Source organism: Actinacidiphila cocklensis (assembly GCF_907177275.1).
Taxonomy (GTDB): Bacteria; Actinomycetota; Actinomycetes; order Streptomycetales; family Streptomycetaceae; genus Actinacidiphila; species Actinacidiphila cocklensis.
The window spans coordinates 25,078-48,538 of sequence record NZ_CAJSLV010000085.1; the positions used below are offsets into that span (position 1 = coordinate 25,078).

24 protein-coding genes are annotated in these 23,461 nt (G+C 71.9%); 9 read left to right on the top strand and 15 right to left on the bottom strand.

Annotated features, from left to right (window positions below):
* Positions 1 to 8: 8 nt before the first annotated feature.
* The 3 genes from NFU81_RS31070 to aspS form a co-directional block, all read right to left on the bottom strand.
* Complete coding sequence (locus tag NFU81_RS31070) at positions 9 to 764, bottom strand: hypothetical protein (RefSeq protein ID WP_251497379.1); 756 nt, start codon at positions 762 to 764, stop codon at positions 9 to 11.
* A complete protein-coding gene (locus tag NFU81_RS31075; protein WP_251497382.1) occupies positions 757 to 1,266 on the bottom strand; it encodes a SigE family RNA polymerase sigma factor in 510 nt (169 codons plus the stop codon). Before NFU81_RS31075 ends, NFU81_RS31070 begins: the two co-directional genes overlap by 8 nt.
* 94 nt (positions 1,267 to 1,360) lie before the next feature.
* A complete protein-coding gene (gene aspS / locus NFU81_RS31080) occupies positions 1,361 to 3,115 on the bottom strand; it encodes an aspartate--tRNA ligase (RefSeq protein WP_251497385.1) in 1,755 nt (584 codons plus the stop codon).
* A 182-nt stretch (positions 3,116 to 3,297) separates the two neighbouring features.
* Here aspS and NFU81_RS31085 point away from each other — a divergent pair, with 182 nt between their 5' ends.
* Positions 3,298 to 5,349, top strand: coding sequence for an ATP-binding SpoIIE family protein phosphatase (locus tag NFU81_RS31085; protein ID WP_251497388.1), 2,052 nt, complete (start codon positions 3,298 to 3,300; stop codon positions 5,347 to 5,349).
* On the opposite strand, the gene NFU81_RS31090 is transcribed toward NFU81_RS31085, so the two are convergent.
* A complete protein-coding gene (locus NFU81_RS31090; protein WP_251497391.1) occupies positions 5,346 to 6,557 on the bottom strand; it encodes an FG-GAP-like repeat-containing protein in 1,212 nt (403 codons plus the stop codon). The genes NFU81_RS31085 and NFU81_RS31090 overlap by 4 nt on opposite strands.
* Before the next feature lie 77 nt (positions 6,558 to 6,634).
* Entirely contained in the window at positions 6,635 to 7,027 is a 393-nt protein-coding gene (locus NFU81_RS31095) for an ATP-binding protein (RefSeq protein WP_251497393.1), read from the bottom strand.
* Positions 7,028 to 7,272: 245 nt separating this feature from the next.
* On the opposite strand from NFU81_RS31095, the gene NFU81_RS31100 reads away from it, so the two are divergent.
* Complete coding sequence (locus NFU81_RS31100) at positions 7,273 to 8,124, top strand: helix-turn-helix domain-containing protein (protein ID WP_251497396.1); 852 nt, start codon at positions 7,273 to 7,275, stop codon at positions 8,122 to 8,124.
* An 11-nt stretch (positions 8,125 to 8,135) separates the two neighbouring features.
* A complete protein-coding gene (locus tag NFU81_RS31105) occupies positions 8,136 to 8,327 on the top strand; it encodes a hypothetical protein (protein ID WP_251497399.1) in 192 nt (63 codons plus the stop codon).
* 125 nt (positions 8,328 to 8,452) lie between these two features.
* Here NFU81_RS31105 and NFU81_RS31110 read toward each other — a convergent pair whose 3' ends face one another.
* A complete protein-coding gene (locus NFU81_RS31110) occupies positions 8,453 to 9,415 on the bottom strand; it encodes a pirin family protein (RefSeq protein ID WP_251497402.1) in 963 nt (320 codons plus the stop codon).
* A gap of 150 nt (positions 9,416 to 9,565) precedes the next feature.
* A complete protein-coding gene (locus NFU81_RS31115; protein ID WP_410169979.1) occupies positions 9,566 to 10,009 on the bottom strand; it encodes an SseB family protein in 444 nt (147 codons plus the stop codon).
* 173 nt (positions 10,010 to 10,182) lie between these two features.
* Between NFU81_RS31115 and NFU81_RS31120 the strand changes: the two genes are divergently transcribed.
* The 4 genes from NFU81_RS31120 to NFU81_RS31135 all read left to right on the top strand — a co-directional run bounded on the left by NFU81_RS31120 (position 10,183) and on the right by NFU81_RS31135 (position 14,746).
* Complete coding sequence (locus NFU81_RS31120) at positions 10,183 to 12,009, top strand: acyl-CoA dehydrogenase (protein WP_251497405.1); 1,827 nt, start codon at positions 10,183 to 10,185, stop codon at positions 12,007 to 12,009.
* Between the two features lie 91 nt (positions 12,010 to 12,100).
* Positions 12,101 to 13,396, top strand: a complete 1,296-nt coding sequence (locus NFU81_RS31125) for a M18 family aminopeptidase (protein ID WP_251497408.1) — start codon at positions 12,101 to 12,103, stop codon at positions 13,394 to 13,396.
* An 84-nt stretch (positions 13,397 to 13,480) separates the two neighbouring features.
* A complete protein-coding gene (locus tag NFU81_RS31130) occupies positions 13,481 to 14,464 on the top strand; it encodes an AraC-like ligand-binding domain-containing protein (RefSeq protein WP_251497411.1) in 984 nt (327 codons plus the stop codon).
* A 45-nt stretch (positions 14,465 to 14,509) separates the two neighbouring features.
* Positions 14,510 to 14,746, top strand: coding sequence for a hypothetical protein (locus NFU81_RS31135; protein WP_251497414.1), 237 nt, complete (start codon positions 14,510 to 14,512; stop codon positions 14,744 to 14,746).
* On the opposite strand, the gene NFU81_RS31140 is transcribed toward NFU81_RS31135, so the two are convergent.
* Positions 14,740 to 16,575 carry an NHL domain-containing thioredoxin family protein gene (locus NFU81_RS31140; RefSeq protein WP_251497417.1) on the bottom strand — a complete coding sequence of 612 codons (1,836 nt, stop codon included), beginning with the start codon at positions 16,573 to 16,575 and terminating at the stop codon, positions 14,740 to 14,742. The genes NFU81_RS31135 and NFU81_RS31140 overlap by 7 nt on opposite strands.
* Positions 16,576 to 16,615: 40 nt before the next feature.
* On the opposite strand from NFU81_RS31140, the gene NFU81_RS31145 reads away from it, so the two are divergent.
* The gene (locus tag NFU81_RS31145; RefSeq protein WP_251497420.1) at positions 16,616 to 17,101 is read left to right on the top strand and encodes an LURP-one-related/scramblase family protein; all 486 of its coding nucleotides are present in this window, start codon (positions 16,616 to 16,618) and stop codon (positions 17,099 to 17,101) included.
* A 9-nt stretch (positions 17,102 to 17,110) separates the two neighbouring features.
* On the opposite strand, the gene NFU81_RS31150 is transcribed toward NFU81_RS31145, so the two are convergent.
* Complete coding sequence (locus NFU81_RS31150; RefSeq protein WP_251497423.1) at positions 17,111 to 17,908, bottom strand: carbon-nitrogen family hydrolase; 798 nt, start codon at positions 17,906 to 17,908, stop codon at positions 17,111 to 17,113.
* Between the two features lie 134 nt (positions 17,909 to 18,042).
* On the opposite strand from NFU81_RS31150, the gene NFU81_RS31155 reads away from it, so the two are divergent.
* Complete coding sequence (locus tag NFU81_RS31155) at positions 18,043 to 18,867, top strand: maleylpyruvate isomerase family mycothiol-dependent enzyme (RefSeq protein WP_251497426.1); 825 nt, start codon at positions 18,043 to 18,045, stop codon at positions 18,865 to 18,867.
* A 70-nt stretch (positions 18,868 to 18,937) separates the two neighbouring features.
* On the opposite strand, the gene NFU81_RS31160 is transcribed toward NFU81_RS31155, so the two are convergent.
* From NFU81_RS31160 to NFU81_RS31185, 6 genes are all read right to left on the bottom strand, one after another.
* A complete protein-coding gene (locus NFU81_RS31160; RefSeq protein WP_251497430.1) occupies positions 18,938 to 20,254 on the bottom strand; it encodes an MFS transporter in 1,317 nt (438 codons plus the stop codon).
* Positions 20,251 to 20,922, bottom strand: coding sequence for a GntR family transcriptional regulator (locus tag NFU81_RS31165; protein WP_251497433.1), 672 nt, complete (start codon positions 20,920 to 20,922; stop codon positions 20,251 to 20,253). Before NFU81_RS31165 ends, NFU81_RS31160 begins: the two co-directional genes overlap by 4 nt.
* A 71-nt stretch (positions 20,923 to 20,993) precedes the next feature.
* Positions 20,994 to 21,482 (bottom strand): hypothetical protein, encoded by a 489-nt coding sequence (locus NFU81_RS31170; protein ID WP_251497436.1) that lies wholly within the window; start codon positions 21,480 to 21,482, stop codon positions 20,994 to 20,996.
* A 128-nt stretch (positions 21,483 to 21,610) separates the two neighbouring features.
* Positions 21,611 to 22,129 carry a GNAT family N-acetyltransferase gene (locus NFU81_RS31175; protein WP_251497439.1) on the bottom strand — a complete coding sequence of 173 codons (519 nt, stop codon included), beginning with the start codon at positions 22,127 to 22,129 and terminating at the stop codon, positions 21,611 to 21,613.
* A gap of 9 nt (positions 22,130 to 22,138) precedes the next feature.
* On the bottom strand, positions 22,139 to 22,333 hold the full coding sequence (locus NFU81_RS31180; RefSeq protein WP_251497442.1) for a hypothetical protein: 195 nt from the start codon (positions 22,331 to 22,333) through the stop codon (positions 22,139 to 22,141).
* A 175-nt stretch (positions 22,334 to 22,508) separates the two neighbouring features.
* Positions 22,509 to 23,461, bottom strand: a 953-nt coding sequence (locus tag NFU81_RS31185; protein ID WP_251497444.1) for a dihydrolipoamide acetyltransferase family protein, incomplete at its 5' end; no start/stop codon positions are given.

The window sequence follows — 23,461 nt, forward strand, 5'->3', positions numbered from 1 at the left end:
GCCGCCGGTCATCCGAAGTCCGCCGACCCGATCAGGTCCCTGACCCGCGCCGTCTGCGCGGCCGAGGGGTGCGACAGGCAGGCCACCGCCCACACCACCGTGCCCGACCCCGCGGAGCCGACCATCGTCCGCCCCATCTGCCGGGTGCCGGTGACCGCGAGGCAGGCCGAGTACGGGACCTCGTCCTCCAGCGGCAGGGCGAAGCCGCTGAACTTCTGCGCCTGGGCGGAGCTCTGCGTGAGGTGGAACATCACCAGCACCCCGTCCGAGGCCAGCACGCGGGCCAGCGGGGTGCAGAAGCCGTCCAGGGCGTGGGCGCAACCGCCCTCTGGCAGCACCAGGCTCTGCGACGACAGGAAGACGCTGTCGGTGTCCGGGTCCGGCAGGACCTTCCAGCCCTTCGGCGGCCGCAGCCGCAGCCCCTCCATGCCGGCCGGGCGGTAGCCGCCCGCCGAGGGCGGTGTCGTGCCCGGCCCGTTGGTCTTGGCGCCGCCCGCAGGCGTCGTCGCCACCACGGCGTGCCCGCTGGTCGCCACCACCGCGGGCGCCGAGCCGCCGCCCTGCGGGCGTACCAGCCCGGGAACCGCCACCACCGCCGCGACGGCCAGCACCGCGCTCACGGTGACCGCGGCCGTCCGGCGCCTGCGGCGCCGCCGCATCCGCATCCGCACCCGTTCCAGGCGCTGCGCCGGCGCGGGCAGCTGCGGCACCGCCCGCTCCAGCAGCACCCGCAACTCGTCCTCGGCGTCGTCCAGGTCAGTCACGGCAGTCACCCCCGTCCACGGTGACCGCGGCGGGCAGCAGCCCGCGCAACGTCCGCAGCGCCTTGGCCGCCTGGCTCTTCACCGTGCCTTCCGAACACCCCAGCGCCTCCGCGGTCTCGGTCACGCTGAGGTCCTCGAAGTACCGCAGCACCACCACGGCCCGCTGGCGTACCGGCAGGGCGCGTACCGCCGCGGCGAGCGCCTGCTCCAGGTCCACCCCGGCATAGGCGTCCTGCGGCAGCGCCCGGTCCGGCAGGTCGCCATGCGGCACCTCCCCGCGCCACCGCCTGCGCCACCACGAGGCGTGCGTGTGCACCAGCGCCCGGCGGACGTACGCCTCCGGGTTCTCCTCCGCGATCCGGTGCCACTTCGGCCACACCTTGGCCAGCACCGTCTGCAGCAGGTCCTCTGCGAGATGGGCGTCGCCGGTGAGCAGCCAGGCGACACGCAGCAGTCGTTGACCGCGTGCCGCCACGAACTGCTCGAACCCGCCCTCGCCCACGAATTGTCCTCCCCACACCTCTACAACGCCCCGGACCTCCGGTCCGGTTGCCCGGGGGGTGAGCGTGTTCAGGGGCGGGAGGGGCGCCCGCGGGCTACTTCTTGCGGAGCTGGATGTGCAGCTCGCGCAGCCGGGTCTCCTCGACCTCGGACGGCGCACCCATCAGCAGGTCCTGGGCGTGCTGGTTGAGCGGGAAGGCGATCGTCTCGCGGATGTTGGGCTCGTCCGCGAGCAGCATGACCATGCGGTCGACGCCCGGGGCGATGCCGCCGTGCGGGGGCGCACCGAAGTGGAAGGCGCGCAGCATGCCGCCGAACTCCGCCTCGACCGTCTCCCGCGAGTAGCCGGCGATCTCGAACGCCTTGTACATCACCGCGGGTTCGTGGTTCCTGATCGCGCCGGACGACAGCTCGATGCCGTTGCAGACGATGTCGTACTGCCACGCCAGGATGTCCAGCGGGTCCTTGGTCTCCAGCGCTTCGAGGCCGCCCTGCGGCATCGAGAACGGGTTGTGCGAGAACTCGACCGCCCCGGTGTCCTCGTTGCGCTCGAACATCGGGAAGTCCACGATCCAGCAGAAGCGGAAGACGCCCTCGTCGTACTGCCCGGCGCGCTTGGCGGCCTCGACCCGGACCGGCCCCATGATCTTCGAGACCTCGTCGAACTCGCCGGCCCCGAAGAAGATCGCGGTGCCCTGCTTGGCGCCGACCGCGGTGACCAGCGCCGCCACGTCCTGCTCGGTGAGGAACTTGGCGATCGGCCCGGTCAGCGCGTTGTCCTCGCCCACCCGGACCCAGGCCAGGCCCTTCGCGCCGAGCGAGACCGCGTAGTCGCCGAGCTGGTCGAAGAACTTGCGCGGCTGGTCGGCGGTGTCCGGCACGGCCAGCGCGCGGACGTGCTTGCCGGCGAAGGCCTTGAAGCCGGAGCCGGCGAAGACCTCGGAGACGTCGACCAGTTCGAGCGCGGTGCGCAGGTCCGGCTTGTCGTTGCCGTACTTGATCATCGACTCGCGGAAGGGGATGCGCGGGAAGGGCGAGGTGACCGTGCGCCCGCCGCCCAGCTCGGTGAACAGGTCGGTCATCACCTTCTCGATGACGCCGAAGACGTCCTCCTGCTCGACGAAGCTCATCTCGACGTCGAGCTGGTAGAACTCGCCGGGCGAGCGGTCGGCGCGCGAGTCCTCGTCGCGGAAGCAGGGCGCGATCTGGAAGTAGCGGTCGAAGCCGGAGATCATCAGCAGCTGCTTGAACTGCTGCGGCGCCTGCGGCAGCGCGTAGAACTTCCCTGCGTGCACCCGGGAGGGCACCAGGAAGTCGCGGGCGCCCTCGGGGGAGGTGGCCGACAGGATCGGGGTGGCCATCTCGTTGAAGCCCAGCGCGGTCATCTCGCGGCGCAGGAAGGAGATGACCTGGGTGCGCAGCATGATGTTGCGGTGCATGCGCTGGCGGCGCAGGTCGAGGAAGCGGTTGGTGAGCCGCATCTCCTCGTTCGCGCTGTCCTCGGGGAAGACCGGGAAGGGCAGCGGGTCGGCGGCGCCGAGCACCTCCAGGGAGGTCACCTCGACCTCGACCTCGCCGGTCGGCAGCTCCGGGTTGACGTTCTCCGCCGAGCGGGCCACGACCCGGCCGTCGACGCGGACCACAGACTCCTTGGACTGGCTGCTCAGCTCGTCGTAGACGGCCGAGCCGGGGCGGACCACCAGCTGCGTGAAGCCGTAGTGGTCGCGCAGGTCGACGAAGAGGATGCCGCCCAGGTCACGGCGATTGTGCAGCCAGCCGGACAGGCGGACGTCGGTGTCGACGTCGGTGGCGCGCAGCTCTCCGCAGGTGTGTGACCGGTACCGGTGCATCGTGGTTCGTCCAAGTCGTCAGGTCGTCGCGATGGTGGGGAACCAGCACAGCCTACCGGCGCCGGGGGCGCCTCCTCATCCGTGTATCCGTACCGCGCGCGGGCGCGGGCCGGGCAGGGTACCCGCAAGGCGCCGTCCAGGCATATTCGCCCCCGGCATGCGAAACCCCATAAAATGGGGCAATGCACTCCGAGGAGGTCCTCGCCGCGGTCGGTTCCGGCCTGTGGCAGTGGGACGAGGGCACCGACGACATCACGGTGGACGACTGCGCGGCACACCTGCTCGGCCTGTCGGGGGGAGCCGCGACGCACCGCTCCACCACGGTGCGCGCCTGCCTGCACGCGGCCGACTTCGTCTCGCTGAACGCCGCGGTCTCGCTCGCCGCGACCGAGGGCACGGTCGCGGAGTCGGTGGTCCGGGTGGTCGGCGAGGACGGAAGGGTGCTGCGGACGCTGCGGGCCAGGGCCGCGCCGCGCGGCCGGCTGGTCAGCGGCACGCTGCACGAGGTGCACGACGCGCCGGACGCGGTCGGCACGGCGACCGCCGACTGGCGGCGGGCCAGGGAGGCCTTCCTGCTGGACGCGGGCCGGGCGCTCGCCGAGGCGGACTCCACCACCGAGGTGCTGCGGGTCGCGGCGTCCCTGTCGATGCCCGGTTTCTCGCCCGACGGCCTTGCGGTCTTCGGCGTGAACGGCGACCAGCTCTCGGTCATCGGCCACCACGGCCAGGACGCCACCGACGCCGCCGTCTTCGACATCACGCTGTCCCCCGACTACCCGGCCGCGCTGGTGGCCCGCACGGGCCGCGCGATCTACCTGGACTCGCCCGAGGCCTACGCGGAGCGCTTCCCGGCGACCTGGCCGCTGGTCGAGCCCTACGGGCGGGTGTCGTGGGCGTACCTGCCGCTGGTCGTCGCAGGCAGCACCATCGGGACCTGGATGGCGGCGTTCCGCGAACCGGTCGCCTTCACCCCCGACGAGCGGGCGGTGCTCACCACCGTGGCGCGCATGCTCGGCCAGGCGCTGTCCAGGACCGGGCTGCACGAGACGGAGCGGGAGCTGACCGACGGCCTCCAGCGCACCATGCTTCCGGCCCGCAGGCCCGATGTCAGCGGCATGGCGGTGGCCACCCGCTACGTCCCCACCGGCGGCGGCCTGCAGGTCGGCGGCGACTGGTACGACGTGATCGGGCTGCCCTCGGGGCGTACCGCGATCGTCATCGGCGACGTGCAGGGCCACGACGTCAAGGCCGCGGGCCTGATGGGCCAGCTGCGGATCGCGCTGCGGGCCTACGCGGCCGAGGGCCACGGACCCGACGCCGTCCTGTCCCGCACGTCCCGCTTCCTGGCCGGGGTCGCCGACGAGCACGGCTCCGACGCCCGCTTCGCGACCTGCCTCTACGTCGAGATCGACCCGCTCACCGGCACGCTCGACGTGGTCCGCGCCGGGCACCCGGAGCCCGCCATACGCCTCGGCGACGGGACCACCATCGTGCGGCGCACCGCCGTGGGGCTGCCGCTGGGCATCGAGCCGGACACCGACTACCCCACCACCAGGATGGTCCTGGAGCCCGGCGAAGTGCTGCTGCTGTGCACGGACGGCCTGATCGAGACCGGCGGCCACGACCTGGAGACCGGCTGGCAGCGGCTGTCCAAGGCGCTGGCCACCGGTCCCGCGGGCGACCTGGAGGTCCTCGCCGACTCCCTGGTCCACGCCTCCCACGGCCCGGCCTCGCACCACCCGGCCGGTCCGCTCAGCGACCGCCGCGAGGACGACATCGCGCTGGTCCTGCTGCGCCGCGACCCCGACGGCCCGACCTGCGCCGTCCCGGTCCGCCGCACCGTCCTGACCGTCTCCCAGGCCGACCCCGGCCAGATCCGCTCCTGCCGGGAGGACATCCGCGCGCTGCTGCACGACTGGGCCTGCGACGAGCAGGTCGAGTCCGCCGTCCTGCTGGTCTCCGAGGCGGTCACCAACGTCCTGGTCCACACCGACGGCGACGCCGTCCTGCTGGCCCAGGTCACCGGCATGCCCGGCACCCGCCGCCTGCACGTCGACGTCGGCGACCCGTCGGACGACATGCCCCACCGCCGCTCCCCGGGCGAGCTGGCCTCCTCGGGCCGCGGCCTCCTCCTGATGGAGGAACTTGCCGACGCCTGGGGGGTCGACCCCCGCGGCGACGGCAAGTCCACCTGGTTCGAGCTGTACGAGACACCCGCCTCGCAGCGGCGCTAGAACGTGCCGTTCAGCTCCCACCACTCGCCGCTCTGCTGCACGGGCGACCGCAGCGCGGCCTTCCCCGAGCCGGTCCCGCGGTACAGCAGCTGCCAGCCGAGGTTCCCGGCGTAGCCGCCGATCTTGTAGCGGTCGTTGGTGACGGTGTTCAGGTCGTTCCTGCCGTCGCCGTCGGTGTCGCCCACGGCGAAGAAGGACTCCATCGCGTTCCAGCCGGTACCGATGAGCGTTCGGGCACCGAAGGTCCCGCGGCCGGTGCCCGGGTAGAGCCACAGCTTGCCGGAGGTGTCGCGGGCCAGCAGGTCCGGGTGCTTGTCACCGGTGAGGTCGCCGGGGCCGCTGAGCGCCGACATGACCTGCCACCCGCCGCCGACCAGCCTGCGCGCGCCGAAGTGGCTGTGCCCGGTGCCCGGGTAGAGCCACAGCTTGCCCGACCTGTCGGCCGCGAGCAGGTCGTTCCTGCCGTCACCGGTGAGGTCGCCGCCGGCCGTGACCCGGGCCATCGCGTTCCACCCGCCGCCGACGAACCGGCGGGACAGGTAGCCGCCGCGCCCGGTGGCCGGGTAGATCCACAGGTCGCCTGCGGAGTCCCTGGCCAGCAGGTCCTCGATGCCGTCACCGGTGAGGTCGCCGTGCCGCGTCATGGCGGTCATCGAGTTCCAGCCGCCGCCGATCAGCCGCCCGGCGCCCGTGCTGCCCGGGACGAACCACAGCCGCCCGGCCAGGTCCCTGGACAGGACGTCGGCGTAGCCGTCCCGGTCGATGTCGCCGAAGCCCGCCTTGACGGGGCTCTTCTCGGACAGCCACGGGCCGTACGGCGGTTCGGCGCATTCGCGCGTGGTCTTGACGAATTTCAGCGAACTCGTCGTGGCAGGCGCGGGATTCGAACTCCACGCTCCCGGGTCGTCCGGCCTCTCGTACCCGTAGCCGTCGGCGACAACGTAGTTGGCGTCCACATATCGGCACACGATGCTGGTCGTCCGGTTGGACACCGCCAGGATGCGGTTGTCCCAGGACCCCATGGTGGGCATGCTCTTGTTCGTCTTCATCATGCTGCCGGTGGCGTCGTCGCCGGTCCACCCGCAGAAGTAGCCCTTCGGGCACGCGTAGGCCCCGGTGGCCGCGTGCGCGGGCACCGCCGCGGCCAGCGCCCCGAGCAGAACCCCCGCCACCGCGGCGGCCAACCCTCTTCGTCCCACCCTGCGCATCGGCGCTCTCCCCTTGTCCGCGATCCCCCACCCCAGGAGACATGCGCTCGCAATTTACCGGCCCGCCCGGACCCGCGTCACGCGGGAAGGGCCAACCCGGCGACCACCGACTTCCCGCGGTACGGCCGCTGCACCACCCCCCACGCGGCGGCGAGCGCGTCCACCAGCAGCAGCCCGCGGCCCGACTCCGCGTCGGGCGGGGGCCGGTGGTCGAGTACGGGCTTGCCGTCCCCCGGGTCGGACACCGCCAGCCAGTAGTGCCCGTCGGCGGGCCACAGCACGAGTTCGACGAGGTCGTCGGCACCGGCGCCGTACCGTACGGCGTTGGTGACCAGCTCGCTGGTGATCAGCCCCAGCTCGGCGTGCAGTTGGCGCGGCAGCACCTCCGCGACGGCGTGCCGTGCCCGCGCAACGGACGCGGGGTGCGCGGGAAACCGCCAGAGGGCGGGCACGACGGGGATTTCGGGCATGGCGGAACTCCCTTGCGGAGGTGGCGGATTCGATACGCCGCCGGTGGCATGCCGCCCTGGTCGCAGGCGCACCCGTCCCAGGGCGGACGGGCGCACTTGCGCGGTGCGCTTCCGGCGAATAGCGCGTAGTAACGTGCGTACTACGGTAGAGCATCGGGAGTACGTGTGCCACCAGTTCGCTGACGACCCGTTGGACCGGCCGCTCCCCGCACGGCAAACTGAGCCTCACGCAGGGAAGGAAGCGCATGCCGCCGAGGAGCAACCCGACCGCACGCCAGCAGCGCCTGGGCGCGGAACTCCGCAAGTTGCGGGAGGACGCCGGGCTGTCCACCGAGCAGGCGGCCGCACTGCTGGACACCAACCGGACCGTCATCTCCAGCACCGAGGCCGGACGCCACGGCATCAGCCCCGAGCGGCTGCGGCGGATCGCCTTCGCTTACGAATGCACCGACCAGGCGCTGATCGACGCACTGGTCGCGATGTGCGCCGACAGCGGCCAGGGCTGGTGGGAGGACTACCGGAACGTCCTGCCCTCGACCTTCCTCGACATCGCCGAACTGGAGTGGCACGCCCGAGGCCTGCGGGTCAGCACGATGACCCACATGCCCGGCCAGTTCCAGACCGAGGCCTACGCCCGCGCTCTTTTCCAGGCCGCCATCCCGCCGCTGCCGGCAGACGAGTTCGAGGCCAGGGTCGCCCACCGCGTCCGACGCCACCAGGCCATCGACCGCCCGGACGCCCCACCGTACGAACTCGTCGTCCACGAGGGCGCGCTACGGACCGAGGTGGGCGGACGTGCGGTGCTACGGGACCAGCTCGCCCACCTCATGACCGCCGCCGAGCGCGCCAACGTCACGATCCAGGCGATCCCGTTCTCGGCGGGCGCCTTCCCGGGCTCGGGCCAGTCCATCCTGTACGCCCGCGCCCAGGTCCCCCGTCTGGACAGCGCCCTGGCGGACCGGGTGACGGTCGGGGAATTCGTCCATGCCGAGGCGCACTTGTGCAAGTACCGGCTCCAACTCGACGAGATGCAGCGCATCGCCCTCCCGCCGGGGAAGACGCTCGACCTCATGCACGCCGTCAGGTCCCAGCTCTAGGAGAGACCACCGTGGCCGACATCACCTGGGAAGCCCCCTTCTGCCAGGACGCCAGCAACTGCTTCCGCATCGGGACCGACGCGGAGGGCAACGCCTACATAGCCGTCGCGGGCCAGGAGGACCGCTACCTCACCGACTCCCGCGAAGCGCTCCGCGCACTGATCACCGACATCAAGTCCGGCAAGGCCGACCACCTGCTGTGAGCACCGCATCGCACTCGTCACGGCCTCCGACAGCGGCGCAGCCTCGGCGCTGAGAACCGTCATCCGCCGCGGACAGGCCCGGGGCGGCACGCCGTAACGACGTCGCCGCCCCGGGCCGGGAGGCCTCAGCGCCCGTAGGGCGAGTCCGCCGGGATCGTGCCGAGGCGGCCGGCCTGGAAGTCGTCGAAGGCCTGCGCCAGCTCCGCGTGGGTGTTCATCACGAACGGGCCGTACTGCATCATCGGCTCGCGGATCGGCAGGCCGCCGAGCAGGACGAACTCGAAGTTCGCCGAGCGCGAGTCCTGGGTGTCGGCGGCGCGGACGGTGAGGGTGTCGCCGGGGCCGAAGACGACCGCCTGGCCCATGGCGAACGGGCGGGACTGCGGACCCGCGAAGCCGGTGCCGGCCAGGCCGTAGGCGAGGGCGTTGAAGTCGGCCCGCCAGGGGAGGGTGACCGAGGCGCCGGCGTTGAGGGACACGTGGGTCATGGTGATCGGCGTGTGGGTGGAGCCGGGGCCGACGTGGCCGCCGAGGTCGCCGGCGATCAGTCGGATGAGGGCGCCGCCGTCCGCGGAGGTCAGCAGCTTCAGGCCGCCGGCCCTGATGTCCTGGTACTTCGGCGGCATCATCTTGTCGGCCTTGGGGAGGTTCACCCACAGCTGGAGGCCGTGGAAGAGGCCGCCGCTGAGCACCAGCGACTCCGGCGGGGTCTCGATGTGCAGCAGTCCGGACCCGGCGGTCATCCACTGGGTGTCGCCGTTGGTGATGGTGCCGCCACCGCCGTGCGAGTCCTGGTGGATGAAGGTGCCGTCCATGATGTACGTCACGGTCTCGAAGCCGCGGTGCGGGTGCCAGGGGGTGCCCTTGGGCTCACCGGCGGCGTAGTCCACCTCGCCCATCTGGTCCATCATGATGAACGGGTCGAGCTGGCGGTAGTCGACGCCGGCGAAGGCGCGGCGGACCGGGAAGCCCTCCCCCTCGAATCCGCTGGGCGCGGTGCTGACGGACAGGGCCTGGCGCGGCCGGCCGTCGGCGGGTGCGGTGACGCGCGGCAGGGTCAACGGGTTCTCGACGGTCACGGCGGGCATGGGGTGCCTCCTTGGGGGGATGTTCCTCCAATGTAGTTGAAGGCTGAACATCTAGCAACGCGTGACCATTCCCTCACCCGGCGAGGGGGCGAGCGGAGACCGCGGAAAGCGGGGGAAGCAGGGGAAGCAGAGAGGAAGGAGGCGCGAGCCTCAGCCGTACATCCGGCGCATCGTGAAGTCGACCATCTGCTCGACGGCCTTCGCGTCGAAGACCATCCGGTGCTGCCCGTCGATGTCGAGCACGAAGCCGTAGCCGGTCGGCAGCAGGTCGAGCACCTCGGCGCCGGTGATCACGAAGTACTTCGACTCCTTGCCCGCGTAGCGCCGCAGCTCCTTGAGCGAGCTGAACATCGGGATCACCGGCTGCTGCGTGTCGTGCAGCGCCAGGAAGCCGGGGTTCTCGCCGCGCGGGCAGTAGACCTTGGACGTGGCGAAGATCGCCTGGAAGTCCTCGGCGGACAGCGAGCCCGTGGTGAAGGCGCGTACGGCGTCGGCGAGCGACGGCGGCGAGGGCTCGGGGTAGCCGGACATGGGCGCGGCCCCGCCGGGGGCCGGGCCTGGGCCGGGATTCACGCTCTGGTCGTAGCCGTACACGCGCCCAAGCGTAACGGTGACGCCCGCGCGCCCGAGGGGGAACAGCCGCGAATGAGGCGCCGGGGGCGAGGAACCGGTCACATCCACCCGCCGGGGGTTGCTTGTTATTACTGACGGGTAGCATCATGTGGACACATTCTTGATGACTGCAGCAGCGATACGGAGCCGTCGCCATGGGCCACTACAAGTCGAACCTCCGCGACATCGAGTTCAACCTCTTCGAGGTGCTCGGCCGCGACCAGCTCTACGGCACGGGTCCGTTCGCCGACATGGACGCCGACACGGCCAGGGACGTCCTGGCCGAGCTGACCCGGCTGGCCGAGAACGAACTGGCCGAGTCCTTCGCCGACACCGACCGCAACCCGCCGGTCTTCGACCCCGACACCAACACCGCGCCGGTCCCCGACACGTTCAAGAAGAGCTACGCGGCCTTCATGGACGCCGAGTACTGGCGGCTCGGCCTGCCCGAGGAGATCGGCGGCACCACCGCGCCCCGCTCCCTGATCTGGTCGTACGCCGAACTGGTGCTCGGTTCGAACCCGGCGATCTGGATGTACTCCTCGGGTCCCGCCTTCGCCGGCATCCTCTACGACGAGGGCACCGAGCAGCAGAAGAAGATCGCCGCGCTCGCGGTCGAGAAGCAGTGGGGCTCGACCATGGTGCTCACCGAGCCGGACGCGGGCTCCGACGTCGGCGCCGGGCGCACCAGGGCGGTCCGGCAGGACGACGGCAGCTGGCACATCGAGGGCGTCAAGCGCTTCATCACCTCGGGCGAGCACGACATGTCCGAGAACATCATCCACTACGTGCTGGCCCGCCCCGAGGGCGCGGGACCCGGCACCAAGGGCCTGTCGCTGTTCATGGTGCCCAAGTACGAGTTCGACGCCGAGACCGGCGAGCTGGGCGAGCGCAACGGCGTCTACGCCACCAACGTCGAGCACAAGATGGGCCTGAAGGCGTCCAACACCTGCGAGATGACCTTCGGCGACAAGCACCCCGCCAAGGGCTGGCTGATCGGCGACAAGCACGACGGCATCCGGCAGATGTTCCGGATCATCGAGTTCGCCCGCATGATGGTCGGCACGAAGGCGATCGCCACACTGTCCACCGGCTACCTGAACGCGCTGGAGTACGCCAAGGAGCGGGTCCAGGGACCCGACCTGGCGCAGTTCATGGACAAGGCCGCGCCCAAGGTCACCATCACCCACCATCCCGACGTGCGGCGCTCGCTGATGACGCAGAAGGCGTACGCCGAGGGCATGCGCGCGCTCGTCCTCTACACCGCCTCGGTCCAGGACTCCATCCAGGTCGCCGAGGCCGCGGGCGAGGACGCGAGCCGGCTGCACGGGCTCAACGACCTGCTGCTGCCCATCGTGAAGGGCTACGGCTCGGAGAAGTCCTACGAGCAGCTCGCCCAGTCCCTGCAGACCTACGGCGGCTCCGGGTACCTCCAGGAGTACCCGATCGAGCAGTACATCAGGGACGCCAAGATCGACACCCTCTACGAGGGCACCACCGCGATCCAGGGCCAGGACTACTTCTTCCGGAAGATCGTCCGCGACCAGGGCCAGGCGCTGACCGGGCTGAGCGAGGAGATCAAGAAGTTCCTGGCCGAGGCCACCGGCGGGGCGGAACTGGCCGACGCGCGCGACCAGCTCGCCAAGGCCGCCGCCGACCTGGAGGCCATCGTCGGCACCATGCTGACCGACCTGGCGGCCACCGAGCAGGACGTCCGCTCGATCTACAAGGTCGGCCTGAACACCACCCGGCTGCTGCTCGCCTCCGGCGACGTCGTCGTGGCGTACCTGCTGCTGCGCGGCGCCGGCGTGGCGCTCGACAAGCTGCCGGCGGCCTCGCAGCGGGACACCGCCTTCTACACCGGCAAGGTCGCCGCGGCGAAGTTCTTCGCGACGAACATCCTGCCGGGCGTCGGGGTGCAGCGCGCGATGGCCGAGGCCGTCACGCTCGACGTGATGGACGTCCCCGAAGAGGCCTTCTGACCTGCCGGCCGCAGGTCCGCCAGGACGGCCCGTGCGCCGGGGGCCGCCACCACGTCGGTGGCGGCCCCCGGCGTTTCCTATGCTGGCCGGTATGAGCCCGTCAGCGCGCACCTTCGACCGCACCCACACCGACGACCTCGCCGCCTTCGTCCAGGCGGGACCGTCCCCGTACCACGTGGTCGCCGCCGTCGCGGCCCGGCTGGAGGCGGCCGGTTTCCGCCGGGTCGCCGAGACCGACGCCTGGGACGCGGAGGCCGGCGGGAAGTACGTGCTGCGCGGCGGCGCCGTCATCGCCTGGTACGTGCCGGCCGGCGCGCGGCCCGAGACGCCCTTCCGGGTGGTCGGCGCGCACACCGACTCGCCCAACCTGCGGGTCAAGCCGCGCCCCGACATGGGGACGGCCGGCTGGCGGCAGGTCGCCGTCGAGATCTACGGCGGCCCGCTGCTCAACAGCTGGCTGGACCGCGACCTGGGCGTGGCCGGCCGGCTCTCGCTGCGCGACGGCTCCACCGCCCTGGTCAACGTCGACCGCCCGCTGCTGCGGGTCGCCCAGCTCGCCGTCCACCTCGACCGCGGCGTCAACGACAACGGGCTCACCCTCGACCGGCAGCGGCACCTCCAGCCGCTGTGGGGCCTCGGCGACGCCCGCGACGGCGACCTCATCGACTTCCTCGCCGCCGAGGCCGACCTCGACGGCGACGACGTCGCCGGCTGGGACCTCATGGCGCACGACGTGCAGCCCCCCGCGTACCTGGGCCGCGACCGCGAACTCCTCGCCTCCCCGCGGCTGGACAACCTGCTGTCCGTGCACGCCTGTACGGCCGCGCTGATCGCCGCCGCCGAGTCCGGCGACCTGGACACCATCCCGGTGCTCGCCGCCTTCGACCACGAGGAGAACGGCAGCGAGTCCGACACCGGCGCGCAGGGGCCGCTGCTCGGCAACGTCCTGGAGCGCTCGGTGCACTCCCGCGGCGGCGGCTACGAGGAGCGGCTGCGGGCGCTGGCCGGCACCGTCTGCGTCTCCTCCGACGTCGGCCACGCCGTGCACCCCAACTACGCGGAGAAGCACGACCCGACGCACCACCCCCGCGCCAACGGCGGCCCGATCCTCAAGACCAACGTCAACCAGCGCTACGCCACCGACGGCACCGGCCGGGCGCTCTTCGCGGCCGCCTGCGAGTCGGCGGGCGTGCCCTTCCAGCACTTCGTGTCCAACAACGCGATGCCCTGCGGCACGACGATCGGCCCGATCACCGCGGCCCGCCACGGCATCACGACGGTCGACATCGGCGTCCCGATCCTGTCCATGCACTCGGCCCGCGAACTGTGCGGCGCCGACGACCCGGTCCACCTGGCGAAGGCCCTGAGCGCCTTCCTGACGGCGTAGGCTCCCGCGCTGCCCACGGCGTAGGCTCCCGCCCTGTGCGGGAGCCCGCACAGGGCTGCCGCGGCTGGTTCCCAGGGGTGGGAGATGCTGAGCGAGACGGTCTTCCGGAGTGAGGACCTGCCCAGGGCCGAGCGCTTCGACGCCTGGCAGGACCTGCTGAGCCGCACGCACGCGCCGATGCGCCTGCGCAGCGACCACGCGGGCGACTTCCGGGCGCACCAGCGACTGATCGCGCTCGGCGAGGTGTCGCTGTGGCCGGCCACCTTCCAGCAGCTGATCTTCCTGCGGACCCCGAAGCTCATCCGGCAGTCCGACCCGGAGTACTGCCACATCTCGCTGGTCATCCGCGGCGGCGCGGTGGTGAGGTGGGACCGGGAGGAGGCCGAGTACGGCACCCACGACATCTTCGTCAACGACAGCTCGCGGCCGTACGAGATCTCGACCGCCGCGGGGACGATCGAGACGATCGGCATCGAGGTGCCCAAGGCGCAGCTGGGCCTGTCGTGGGGCAGGGCGCAGCAGGTGCTCGGGCACCCGATACCGGGGCGCCAGGGTCTGGGCGCGCTGCTGGCGCAGTTCGTCACCCAGGTGTCGGCGGACAGCGGCGCGTACGGTCCCGCGGACGCGCTGCGCCTCAGCGGGATCCTCGGCGACCTGGCCACCGCGCTCATCGCGAGCGTCACCGACGCGGAGCCCGCGCTCCAGCCCGAGACGCGGAACCGGACCCTGGCGCTCGGCGTGAAGGCCTTCATCCGGCGGAACCTGCACGACCCGGAGCTGACCCCCGCCACCGTGGCCGCCGCGCACTACATCTCCACCAGCCACCTGCACCGGCTGTTCAGGACCGAGGGGACCACCGTCGCCTCCTTCATCCGCGACCAGCGGCTGCGGGCCGCGCGCCAGGACCTGGCCGACGAGGCCCTGGCGGCCACCCCCGTGCACCTCATCGCCGCCCGCTGGGGCTTCAGGGACCACGCCACCTTCACCCGCGCCTTCCGCGCCGCCTACGGCGCCGCACCCACCGACTACCGCCACCGGGGCGATGTTTCGACCCGCAGCGCCGGGTAGGCGGTCGGTGAGGACCCCTCAACTCCACCTCTGGAGGCGGACATCGTGGGTATCGGCGGATGCATCATCCTGATCGCGATAGGCGCGGTCATCACCTTCGCGACGGACTGGCACGCGAAGGGCGTCAACATGGACCTGCTCGGACTGATCATGATGGCCGTCGGCGTGATCGGCATGGCCGCCTACGTCAGCATCTTCAAGCGGCGCAGGATCCCGCCGACCGCGGACGGCGACGTGCCGCCCGTGGTCGAGGAGCGCTACTACACCGACCGGCGCTACTGAGCAGGCGAGGCGTCCATCCCGGCAAGGACCAGGGCCAGCCGGGTGTCCCCGGTGTCGGTCAGCCGGACCGGGACGCCCCAGTCCTGCTGGTGCACATGGCACGCCGGGTACTCGTTGGCCGGGTCGTCGTCGCAGGACGCCGCCATCGCCGAGACGTGCAGCACGCCCTCCGCCACCGACGGGTCGAGCACCAGGTCGCGGAAGAGGTCGGTGCCCTTCCCCTCGCCCTCCGCGAGCAGCTCCGGAGGGGTGGCGCTGACCAGCAGCCGGGTGGAGGGGCCGTAGCGCTCGTCCAGCTTCTGCCCGGCCGGGGCCGAGAAGACCACGTCGAGCCGGAAGGCGCCGGCCGCGACGTCGGTGGCGGCCCGCTGCGTGCGGTGGGCGACGGCCTCGACCCGTACCGCCTCCTCGGGCAGGTGCATCCGGGTCAGCCGGTGCCGCGCGGACTCCACCACGACGATGTCGCCGTCCACCACGGCCGCGTCCGACGGCTCGCGCAGGTCGGTGGCCAGCGTGCTGACCTCGCCGGTCACCGGGTCGTACCGGCGCAGCGCGTTGTTGTACGTGTCGCTGACCGCGACCGAGCCGTCGGGCAGGCCGGTGACGCCGAGCGGGTGCTGGAGCAGCGCCTGCCCGGCCGGGCCGTCGCGGTGGCCGAAGTCGAACAGGCCGGTGCCGACCGCGGTGCGCACGACGTAGCCGTCGCCGTCGGTGGCGCGCTCGACCCAGCGCAGCGCCGACGTCTCGGAGTCGGCGACCCACAGGCGCTCGCCCGCCGCCGCGAGACCCGACGGCTGGGCGAACCAGGCGTCGGCGGCGCGGCCGTCGACCAGGCCCTCGTTGGTGGTGCCCGCCGCGACCTCGACCCGGTCGGTCGCCGGGTCGTACGTCCACAGCTGGTGCACGCCGGCCATCGCGATCCACACCCGGTCCTCGAACCAGGCCACGTCCCACGGCGAGGACAGGTCCACCCCGCGCGCGGCGCCGCTGGTCGGCGAGCCCTGCCACCACTGCCGCCCGGTGCCGGCCACCGTGCTGACCCGGCCGCTGTCCAGGTCCAGGCGGCGCAGCGCGTGGTTGACGGTGTCCGCGACGATGACGCCGCCGTCCGGCAGCATGGCGAGCCCCTGCGGCTCGCTGAACTGCGCGGTGCCCGGGTCGCCGTCGGCGAACCCGCGCTCGCCCGTGCCGATCCGGCGGACCACCGTCTCGCCGTCCGCCGCCAGCTCCACCAGGGCATGCCGCGTCGAGTCCGACACCAGGTAGTGCCCGGAACCGGGCAGCGCCAGCATCTTCCCGGGGAAGCGCAGGTCGGTCGAAACGGGCTCCGGCGGTACGTACACGCCGTCGCCGCGGCGCAGCGTGCCCTTCGCGCCGTGCTCGACCTCCAGCTCCGCGACCAGCCGCTCCAGCGCGTGCGCATGGCCCTCGCCGGCGTGCTGCGCGACCACGTAGCCCTCCGGGTCGATCACCACCAGCGTCGGCCACGCCCGGACCGCGTACTGCCGCCAGGTCGCCAGCTCCGGGTCGTCGAGCACCGGGTGGTGCACCGCGTACCGCTCGACGGCGTCCACCACGGCCTGGTGCTCCGCCTCGTGCACGAACTTCGGAGAGTGAACACCGACGATCACCACGGTGTCACGGTGCCGCTCCTCCAGCTCGCGCAGCTCGTCCAGGACGTGCAGGCAGTTGACGCAGCAGAAGGTCCAGAAGTCCAGGATCACGATGAATCCGCGCAGGTCGGCGAGGGTCGGAGTGGCCTCGCCCGTATTGAGCCAGCCGCCCCTGCCGATCAGCTCGGGCGCCCGGACGCGTGCACGTGCAGTCATATCCCCATCCAACAGCATCACCGGGGGTAGGCATTCCCCCATGAAATACGTGGTGCAGGAGAAAATGTTCGCGATCGGCGACGACTACTGGATCGAGGACGAGGACGGCCGGCGGGCCTTCTACGTCGACGGCAAGGTGCTCAGGATCAGGGACACCCTCGAACTGCGGGACCCGTACGGCGGAGTGGTCGCCGTCATCCACAGGAAGCTGATGTCCCTGCGGGACGCCATGACGATCGAACGGGACGGCGAGATCCTGGTCACCGTCAGAAAGAAACGTCTCGCGCTGCTCCACGAGGTGTACCGGGCCGACCTCGCCTCCGGTGAGGAGCTGGAGATCCGCGGTGACCTCGTCGGCAAGGAGTTCGACATCGAGTACGAGGGCGAGCGCCTCGCGCGCGTCTCCCGCAGGTGGTTCTCCCTGCGGGACGCCTACGCCGTCGACGTCGAGCGCCCGGACGCCGACGCCGCGATGCTCATCGCGGTCGCCGTCTGCGTCGACCGCCTCGCGGCCAAGGAGGAGTAGCCCCCGGGGCTAACGGGGCGGCGCCCCGAGGACGCGGTCGCGCAGGACGGGGAAGTCGGCGCGGGTCGAGGCGACCAGGGCGGGGTCGAGGTCGACGGTGAGGGTCTCGGCGGGGGCGCCGGCCTCGGCCAGGATCACGCCCCAGGGGTCGACGACCATGCTGTGGCCGGCCTGCGGCACCCCCGCGTGCGTCCCCGAGGTGCCGCAGGCCAGGACGTAGGCCTGGTTCTCGACGGCCCTGGCCTGCACCAGCACCCGCCAGTGCGCCAGCCGCCGCGCGGGCCAGCCCGCCGGGACGACCAGCATCTGGGCGCCGGCGTCCACCAGCCCGCGGAACAGCTCGGGGAAGCGCAGGTCGTAGCAGGTCGCGAGCCCGAGCACGGTCTGCGGCAGGGCGGCCGTGACGAGGCGCGAACCGCCGGCCATGAGCACCGCCTCGCCCCGGTCGAAGCCGAAGCGGTGGATCTTGCGGTAGGTGGTGTGCAGCGCACCGTCCGGCGCGAAGAGCAGCGAGGTGTTGTACAGCTGCCCGTCGGGCCACGGGTCGCGCTCGACGACGGAACCGGCGTGCAGCCACACCCCGGCGTCCCGCGCGGCGGCGCTCATCGCCTCGGCGGTGGGACCGCCGCCGGCCTGCTCGGCGCCGCCCGCGAAGTCGTCGGACGCGAACGCGCCGACCGGCCACAGCTCGGGCAGCACGACCAGATCCGCACCCGCCTGGGCGCGGACGAGGGCGGCCGCACGGCGCCGCCGGTCGGCGGCCGTCTCGGCCGGGTCGACCTCGATCTGGAGAAGCGTTGCGCGCACCTGTACACCGCCCATACGTTGGGTCGTCGAGCCGGGCCTACCATCGTCATTCGAAAGCACTGCGTGGGCGCCCGCGCGCAGCGTAACTTAGGCGCCAACCACCACGACCGCGCACCGATCCGTCGAGGGGTCCCGTGACCGTCCACAGCAAGCTCCAGCCGTACATCGACGCCTGGACCCACTCCATAGAATCCATCAACGAAATGGTGTCCCCACTGGCCGAGGGGGAGTGGAACCGCCCCACGGAGTGCCCCTACTGGTCGGTCCGCGACATCGTCTCCCACGTCATCGGCTTCGAGTGCGAACTGCTCGGCGATCCTCGCCCGATCCACACACTCCCCAGCGATCTGCGGCACATCACCAGCGAGACCGCCCGCTACACCGAGGTCCCGGTGGACATCAGGCGGCACCACACCGCTCCGGAGATGACCTCGGAGCTGGAGTACACGATCATCCGCAGGTCCCGGCAGCTGCGCAACGAGTCGCGGCAGCCGGACGCCGAGGTGCGGGCGATCGGCGGCGGCGAGATCACGCTGGAGGAGCAGCTGTGGAGCCGCGTCTTCGACGTGTGGGTGCACGAGCAGGACCTGCGCAGGGCGCTCGACAAGCCCGGGAACCTGGCCTCCGCGGCGGCCGTGCTGGCCCGCGACTACGTGCTGCGGTCGCTGCCGAAGCTGGTCGCCCACGACGCGGGCGCCAAGCCCGGGTCCGCGGTGGTCTTCGACGTGCACGGCCCGCTGGAGTTCATGCGGACGGTGCGGGTCAACGCGGAGGGCCGCGGCTCCATCGACTCGGCGGTCTCGCTCGGCCCGGCGGTGACCTTCGCCCTGGACTGGGAGACCTTCCTGCGGCTGCTGACCGGCCGGGTGCGGCCCGCCGCGGTGGCCGACCGGCTCAAGATCGAAGGAGACGCGGCACTGGCCGAGACGATCCTGCAGCACATCGCCGTGACGCGCTGAGGCGGGCACGATCCCTGGACCCGGGCCGTGGCGGGCGGCCCGGGTCCCGCCCGCTCCCCGCTGAGCGGGCCTACTCGCCGCTGACCGCCGCGGCCGAGGTGCGGTGGACGCTCTCCACCCGGCTGACCGCGATCCGCTCGCGCTCCAGGCGCTCGCTGTGCCGGCTCAGCCGCAGGATCTGCGCGGTGCCGACCGCCTGCAGGACGAAGACGCTGCTCCAGGCCACCCGGTAGTTGTCGCCCGTGGCGTCCAGCAGCACCCCGATCGCCAGCAGCGTCAGCATCGACGCGGTGAAACCGCCGATGTTGACGATGCCGGACGCCGTACCGAAGCGCTCGGGCGGATTGGCCGGCCGGGCGAAGTCGAAGCCGATCATCGAACCGGGGCCGCAGGCGCCCAGCACCACGCACAGCACCACCAGCAGCCACATCGGGTCCTGCCCGCCCGGCCAGCCGAGCACCACCGCCCAGACGCCCGCGGTCGCCCCGATCACGCCCAGCGTCAGCGGCATCCTGGCCCCGTGGTGACGGGAGATCAGCTGGCCGAAGAGCATCCCGAAGACCATGTTGGCCAGCACCACCAGGGTCAGCAGGCTGCCCGCGGTGCCGCGCGACACGCCCTGGTCCTCGACCAGGTAGGGCAGGCCCCACAGCAGCAGGAAGACCATTCCGGAGAACTGCGTGGTGAAGTGCGTCCACATCCCCAGCCGGGTGCCCGGCTCCGCCCAGGACGCGGCGATCTGCCGCCGTACGTACGCCAGTCCCGCGTGCTCGGCCGGCGCGGGCTCGTAGCCCTCGGGGTGGTCCTTGAGGAAGAGCGCCACCAGCAGCAGCACGAAGGCGCCGCCGATCGCCGTGCCCAGGAAGGTCGGCGTCCAGCCCGCCGAGTGCAGCAGCCGGGACAGTGCGACCGTCGAGACCAGGTTGCCCGCCACTCCGAACAGGGCGGCGCCCTGCGCGATCATCGGCCCGCGGCGGGCCGGGAACCAGCGCGAGCCGAGCCGCAGCACGCTCACGAACGTCATCGCGTCGCCGCAGCCCAGCACCGCGCGGGCGGCCAGCGCCATGCCGTACGAGTGCGACAGCGCGAACGCCAGCTGGCCGCTGGTGAACAGCACCGCGCCCAGCATCAGCACCCGCTTGGTGCCGAGCCGGTCCACCATCAGGCCGACGGGTATCTGCATGCCGGCGTAGACCAGCACCTGGAGGATGGAGAACGACGACAGGGCGGACGCGCCGATGTGGAAGCGGTCGGCGGCGTCGATGCCGGCCACCCCGAGGCTGGTGCGGTGCACCACCGCCACCAGGTAGACCAGGGTGCCGACGCCCCAGACCAGGGCGGCACGCCGGCCGCCCGGTGGGTCGCCCGGCAGGGCCTTGGCGCTCACGACTCGCCCCGCGCCAGGGTGTTGACCCGCGACAGGTGGCGGCGCACCGCTGCCTCCGCCTGCCGGGCGCCGCCGTGCCGCAGGGCGTCCAGGATCTCGGTGTGCTCGGCAATGTTCTTGGCGACCCGGCTGGGCTCGGCGTGCATCGTGGCCACGCCCATCCGCAACTGGCGGTCCCGCAGCTGGTCGTAGAGCTGGGCGAGGATACGGTTGCCGGCCGCGCGCACGATCTCCGCGTGGAAGCAGCGGTCGGCGACCGCGAAGGCCGCCAGGTCGCCGGCGGCCGCGTGCCCGCGCTGCTCGGCGAGCAGCTCCTCAAGGCGGGCGACCAGCCGCTCGGGCAGCGCGCCCACCAGCTTGGCGACCGCGTGCTGTTCGACCAGCAGCCGCGTCTCGACGACGTCGGCGATCTCCTGCGCGGAGACCGGCAGCACCAGGGCGCCCTTCTTCGGGTAGAGCTTGAGCAGCCCCTCCGCCTCCAGCCGCAGCAGCGCCTCGCGCACCGGCGTGCGCGACACCCCGACGGCCTCGGCGAGGTCGCCCTCGGTCAGCAGCGTCCCTCCCTCGTAGCTGCGGTCCAGCACCCCTGCCTTGACGTGCAGATAGACCCGCTCGGCGGCGGGCGGCGACTTGACGGCGACCGGGGTCGCGACGATTGCTGCATCCATGATGCGCACATCATAGATACAACACCGGCCCGTCCGATACGCCGTCCGCAGTCCGGACGGTCCCGCGCCGCTCAGTCGGAGACGGCCTCGCCGCCGCTGTAGTAGCGCACGGCGTCGAGGACTTCCCGCGGCGACACGCCGTACATCGCCGTGAACAGGACCATCGGCGAGCCGTAGCGGTCGACCAGCGTGTCATGGAGGCGCCGCCTGCCCCGCGCGCCCTGTATGAACCCGTCCGGCACGAGCGGCAGCGGGTCGCCTTCCTCGGGTATCCGCGGCAGGAACACCACCACCCGCCGCCTGGCGAGCTCGACCCGCCGCAGACGCTCCCACGGCACCGCCGGCGCACCGGCGACGGTGACCCCTGCCGCGTCGATCCGCAGCACACAGCCCAGCGACCTGAGCCGGAAGGCCCGGATCCAGATGAGCAGCCCGGACGCCATCGTTCCGCCGACAAACGCGGTGAGTGGCGTGTCCCTCCCGAACGGTCCGAATATCAACTCCAGGACGGCTACCGGGAGGATCACCATCTGCACCGGCAGCACCGATCGCCAGCGCATCCGCACCTCTAAGCAGGCACCTTGCCCGGCTTCCTTCTCCCATGCCATCGCGCGCATCCCCCCACAGGACCGTGTCCCCGCACGGGGACGGCACATCATCCCACCGCGAGGGGGCGTCCTGCGGGGCGCTACTTCAGATCGTCACGGACGATGCCGTAGAGGTAGGCGTCGCGCCACTGACCGTCGCGGAAGACGACGCTGCGCATCAGGCCCTCCTGGGTGAAACCGGCCTTCTCCAGGGCGCGTTGCTCGGCGATGTTGTCCTTGTCGGTGTCCGCCTCGATCCGCACCACCGGGGTGTGGGCGAACAGGTAGCGGACCAGCAGCTGCTGCGCGCGGGTGCCGACACCGCGGCCACGGGCGGCCGGGAGCAGCATGATGCCCATGTTCCAGAAGTACGTGCCCGCGACGTCGATCTTGCGCCAGGACACGAAGCCGAGCGTCTCGGCGCCCGAGACCACCATGAGCATGCTGTTCTCCGGGCCGAGCAGGCCGTTCTCCGCGAAGCCGCGCGCCATCCTGCCGGGATCGCTCCAGCCGAACCACTGGAAGGGCGCCCTGACCTCGGCGCTGCCCAGCATCCCGTTCAGCACCGGCAGGTCGTCCTCCGCCACCGGCCGCAGCGCCACGTTGTCGACATCGTTCATCGGACCATCCTAGGGGCGGATGGTGCTCACCAGATCGGCGGTCGAGGCGACGGTGGACTGGATGGTGGGCGCCAGGCTGGAGCCGGCGAGGCAGAAGCCGAGCAGTCCGCAGATGATGGCGTGGCTGACCTTGAGGTTCTTGTTGTGCATCAGCAGTGCCGCGATGACGAACAGCAGCAGGATGACCGAGACATTGACGACCATGGGCCGATAGCAGCACAATTCCGCGCCGGAACGGGGGAAACACGCAGAAGCGGAGGCTCCCGGACGTATGTCCGCCGGGAACCCCCGCTCCACGCGGCTGCCAGGCCGTCGGGCCGTCGGGCCGTCAGGCCGTCAGGCCGCGGTCCTCCAGGCCCAGGTGATCAGGCCCAGGTGATCAGGCCCAGGTGATCAGGCGCTTGGGCTGCTCCAGGATCGCGGCCACGTCCGCCAGCACCTTCGAGCCGAGTTCGCCGTCGACCAGGCGGTGGTCGAAGGAGAGCGCCAGCGTCGTGACCTGCCGCGGCTTGACCTTGCCCTTGTGGACCCACGGCTGGAGCTTGACCGCGCCGAACGCGAGGATCGCGGACTCCCCCCGGTTCAGGATGGGCGTGCCGGTGTCGACGCCGAAGACGCCGACGTTGGTGATGGTCACCGTGCCGTTCTGCATGTCGGCGGGCGACGTCTTGCCCTCGCGGGCGGTGGCGACCAGCTCGCCCAGCGCCGCCGCCAGTTCCGGCAGCGTCCTGTCCTGGGCGTCCTTGATGTTGGGGACGATCAGGCCGCGCGGGGTGGCCGCGGCGATGCCCAGGTTGACGTAGGACTTGTGGACGATCTCCTGCGCCGCCTCGTCCCAGGCCGAGTTGACCTGCGGGTTGCGGCGGATCGCGACCAGCAGGGCCTTGGCGACCAGCAGCAGCGGGCTGACCTTGAGCCCGGTGAAGGCGCGGTCGTCCTTCAGCTCCTGGACCAGCTTCATGGTCCTGGTGATGTCGAACGTCACGAACTCCGTGACGTGCGGGGCGGTGAAGGCGCTGGCCACCATCGCCTGGGCGGTGGCCTTGCGCACACCCTTGATGGGGATGCGGGTCTCCCGCTCGCCCGGCGAGAGGGCCGGCGCTGCCCGGTCGGGCGCGGCGGCCGCCGGGAGGGGTGCGGGGGGCGCGGCCGCGGCCCGGATGTCGTCCCGGGTCACGACGCCGTTCGGGCCGGTCGGCACGACGGTGGCCAGGTCGATGCCGAGGTCCTTGGCCAGCTTGCGCACCGGCGGCTTGGCCAGCGGGCGTTCGGCCGTCGGCGGGGCCGGCGCGGGCGCCGGGGCGGCGGCCGTGCCGTTGACCGGCGCGGCGG

What these genes read in the sequence shown, in the direction of transcription:
- NFU81_RS31145 (WP_251497420.1), top strand. Translation starts at nt 16,616, where the DNA reads ATGAAATACGTGGTGCAGGAGAAAATGTTCGCGATCGGCGACGACTAC.
- NFU81_RS31120 (WP_251497405.1), top strand. Translation starts at nt 10,183, where the DNA reads ATGGGCCACTACAAGTCGAACCTCCGCGACATCGAGTTCAACCTCTTC.
- NFU81_RS31170 (WP_251497436.1), bottom strand. Translation starts at nt 21,482, where the DNA reads ATGCGCTGGCGATCGGTGCTGCCGGTGCAGATGGTGATCCTCCCGGTA.
- NFU81_RS31165 (WP_251497433.1), bottom strand. Translation starts at nt 20,922, where the DNA reads ATGGATGCAGCAATCGTCGCGACCCCGGTCGCCGTCAAGTCGCCGCCC.
- NFU81_RS31100 (WP_251497396.1), top strand. Translation starts at nt 7,273, where the DNA reads ATGCCGCCGAGGAGCAACCCGACCGCACGCCAGCAGCGCCTGGGCGCG.
- NFU81_RS31090 (WP_251497391.1), bottom strand. Translation starts at nt 6,557, where the DNA reads ATGCGCAGGGTGGGACGAAGAGGGTTGGCCGCCGCGGTGGCGGGGGTT.
- NFU81_RS31140 (WP_251497417.1), bottom strand. Translation starts at nt 16,575, where the DNA reads ATGACTGCACGTGCACGCGTCCGGGCGCCCGAGCTGATCGGCAGGGGC.
- NFU81_RS31130 (WP_251497411.1), top strand. Translation starts at nt 13,481, where the DNA reads ATGCTGAGCGAGACGGTCTTCCGGAGTGAGGACCTGCCCAGGGCCGAG.
- NFU81_RS31110 (WP_251497402.1), bottom strand. Translation starts at nt 9,415, where the DNA reads ATGCCCGCCGTGACCGTCGAGAACCCGTTGACCCTGCCGCGCGTCACC.
- NFU81_RS31180 (WP_251497442.1), bottom strand. Translation starts at nt 22,333, where the DNA reads ATGGTCGTCAATGTCTCGGTCATCCTGCTGCTGTTCGTCATCGCGGCA.
- NFU81_RS31175 (WP_251497439.1), bottom strand. Translation starts at nt 22,129, where the DNA reads ATGAACGATGTCGACAACGTGGCGCTGCGGCCGGTGGCGGAGGACGAC.
- aspS (WP_251497385.1), bottom strand. Translation starts at nt 3,115, where the DNA reads ATGCACCGGTACCGGTCACACACCTGCGGAGAGCTGCGCGCCACCGAC.
- NFU81_RS31095 (WP_251497393.1), bottom strand. Translation starts at nt 7,027, where the DNA reads ATGCCCGAAATCCCCGTCGTGCCCGCCCTCTGGCGGTTTCCCGCGCAC.
- NFU81_RS31125 (WP_251497408.1), top strand. Translation starts at nt 12,101, where the DNA reads ATGAGCCCGTCAGCGCGCACCTTCGACCGCACCCACACCGACGACCTC.
- NFU81_RS31085 (WP_251497388.1), top strand. Translation starts at nt 3,298, where the DNA reads ATGCACTCCGAGGAGGTCCTCGCCGCGGTCGGTTCCGGCCTGTGGCAG.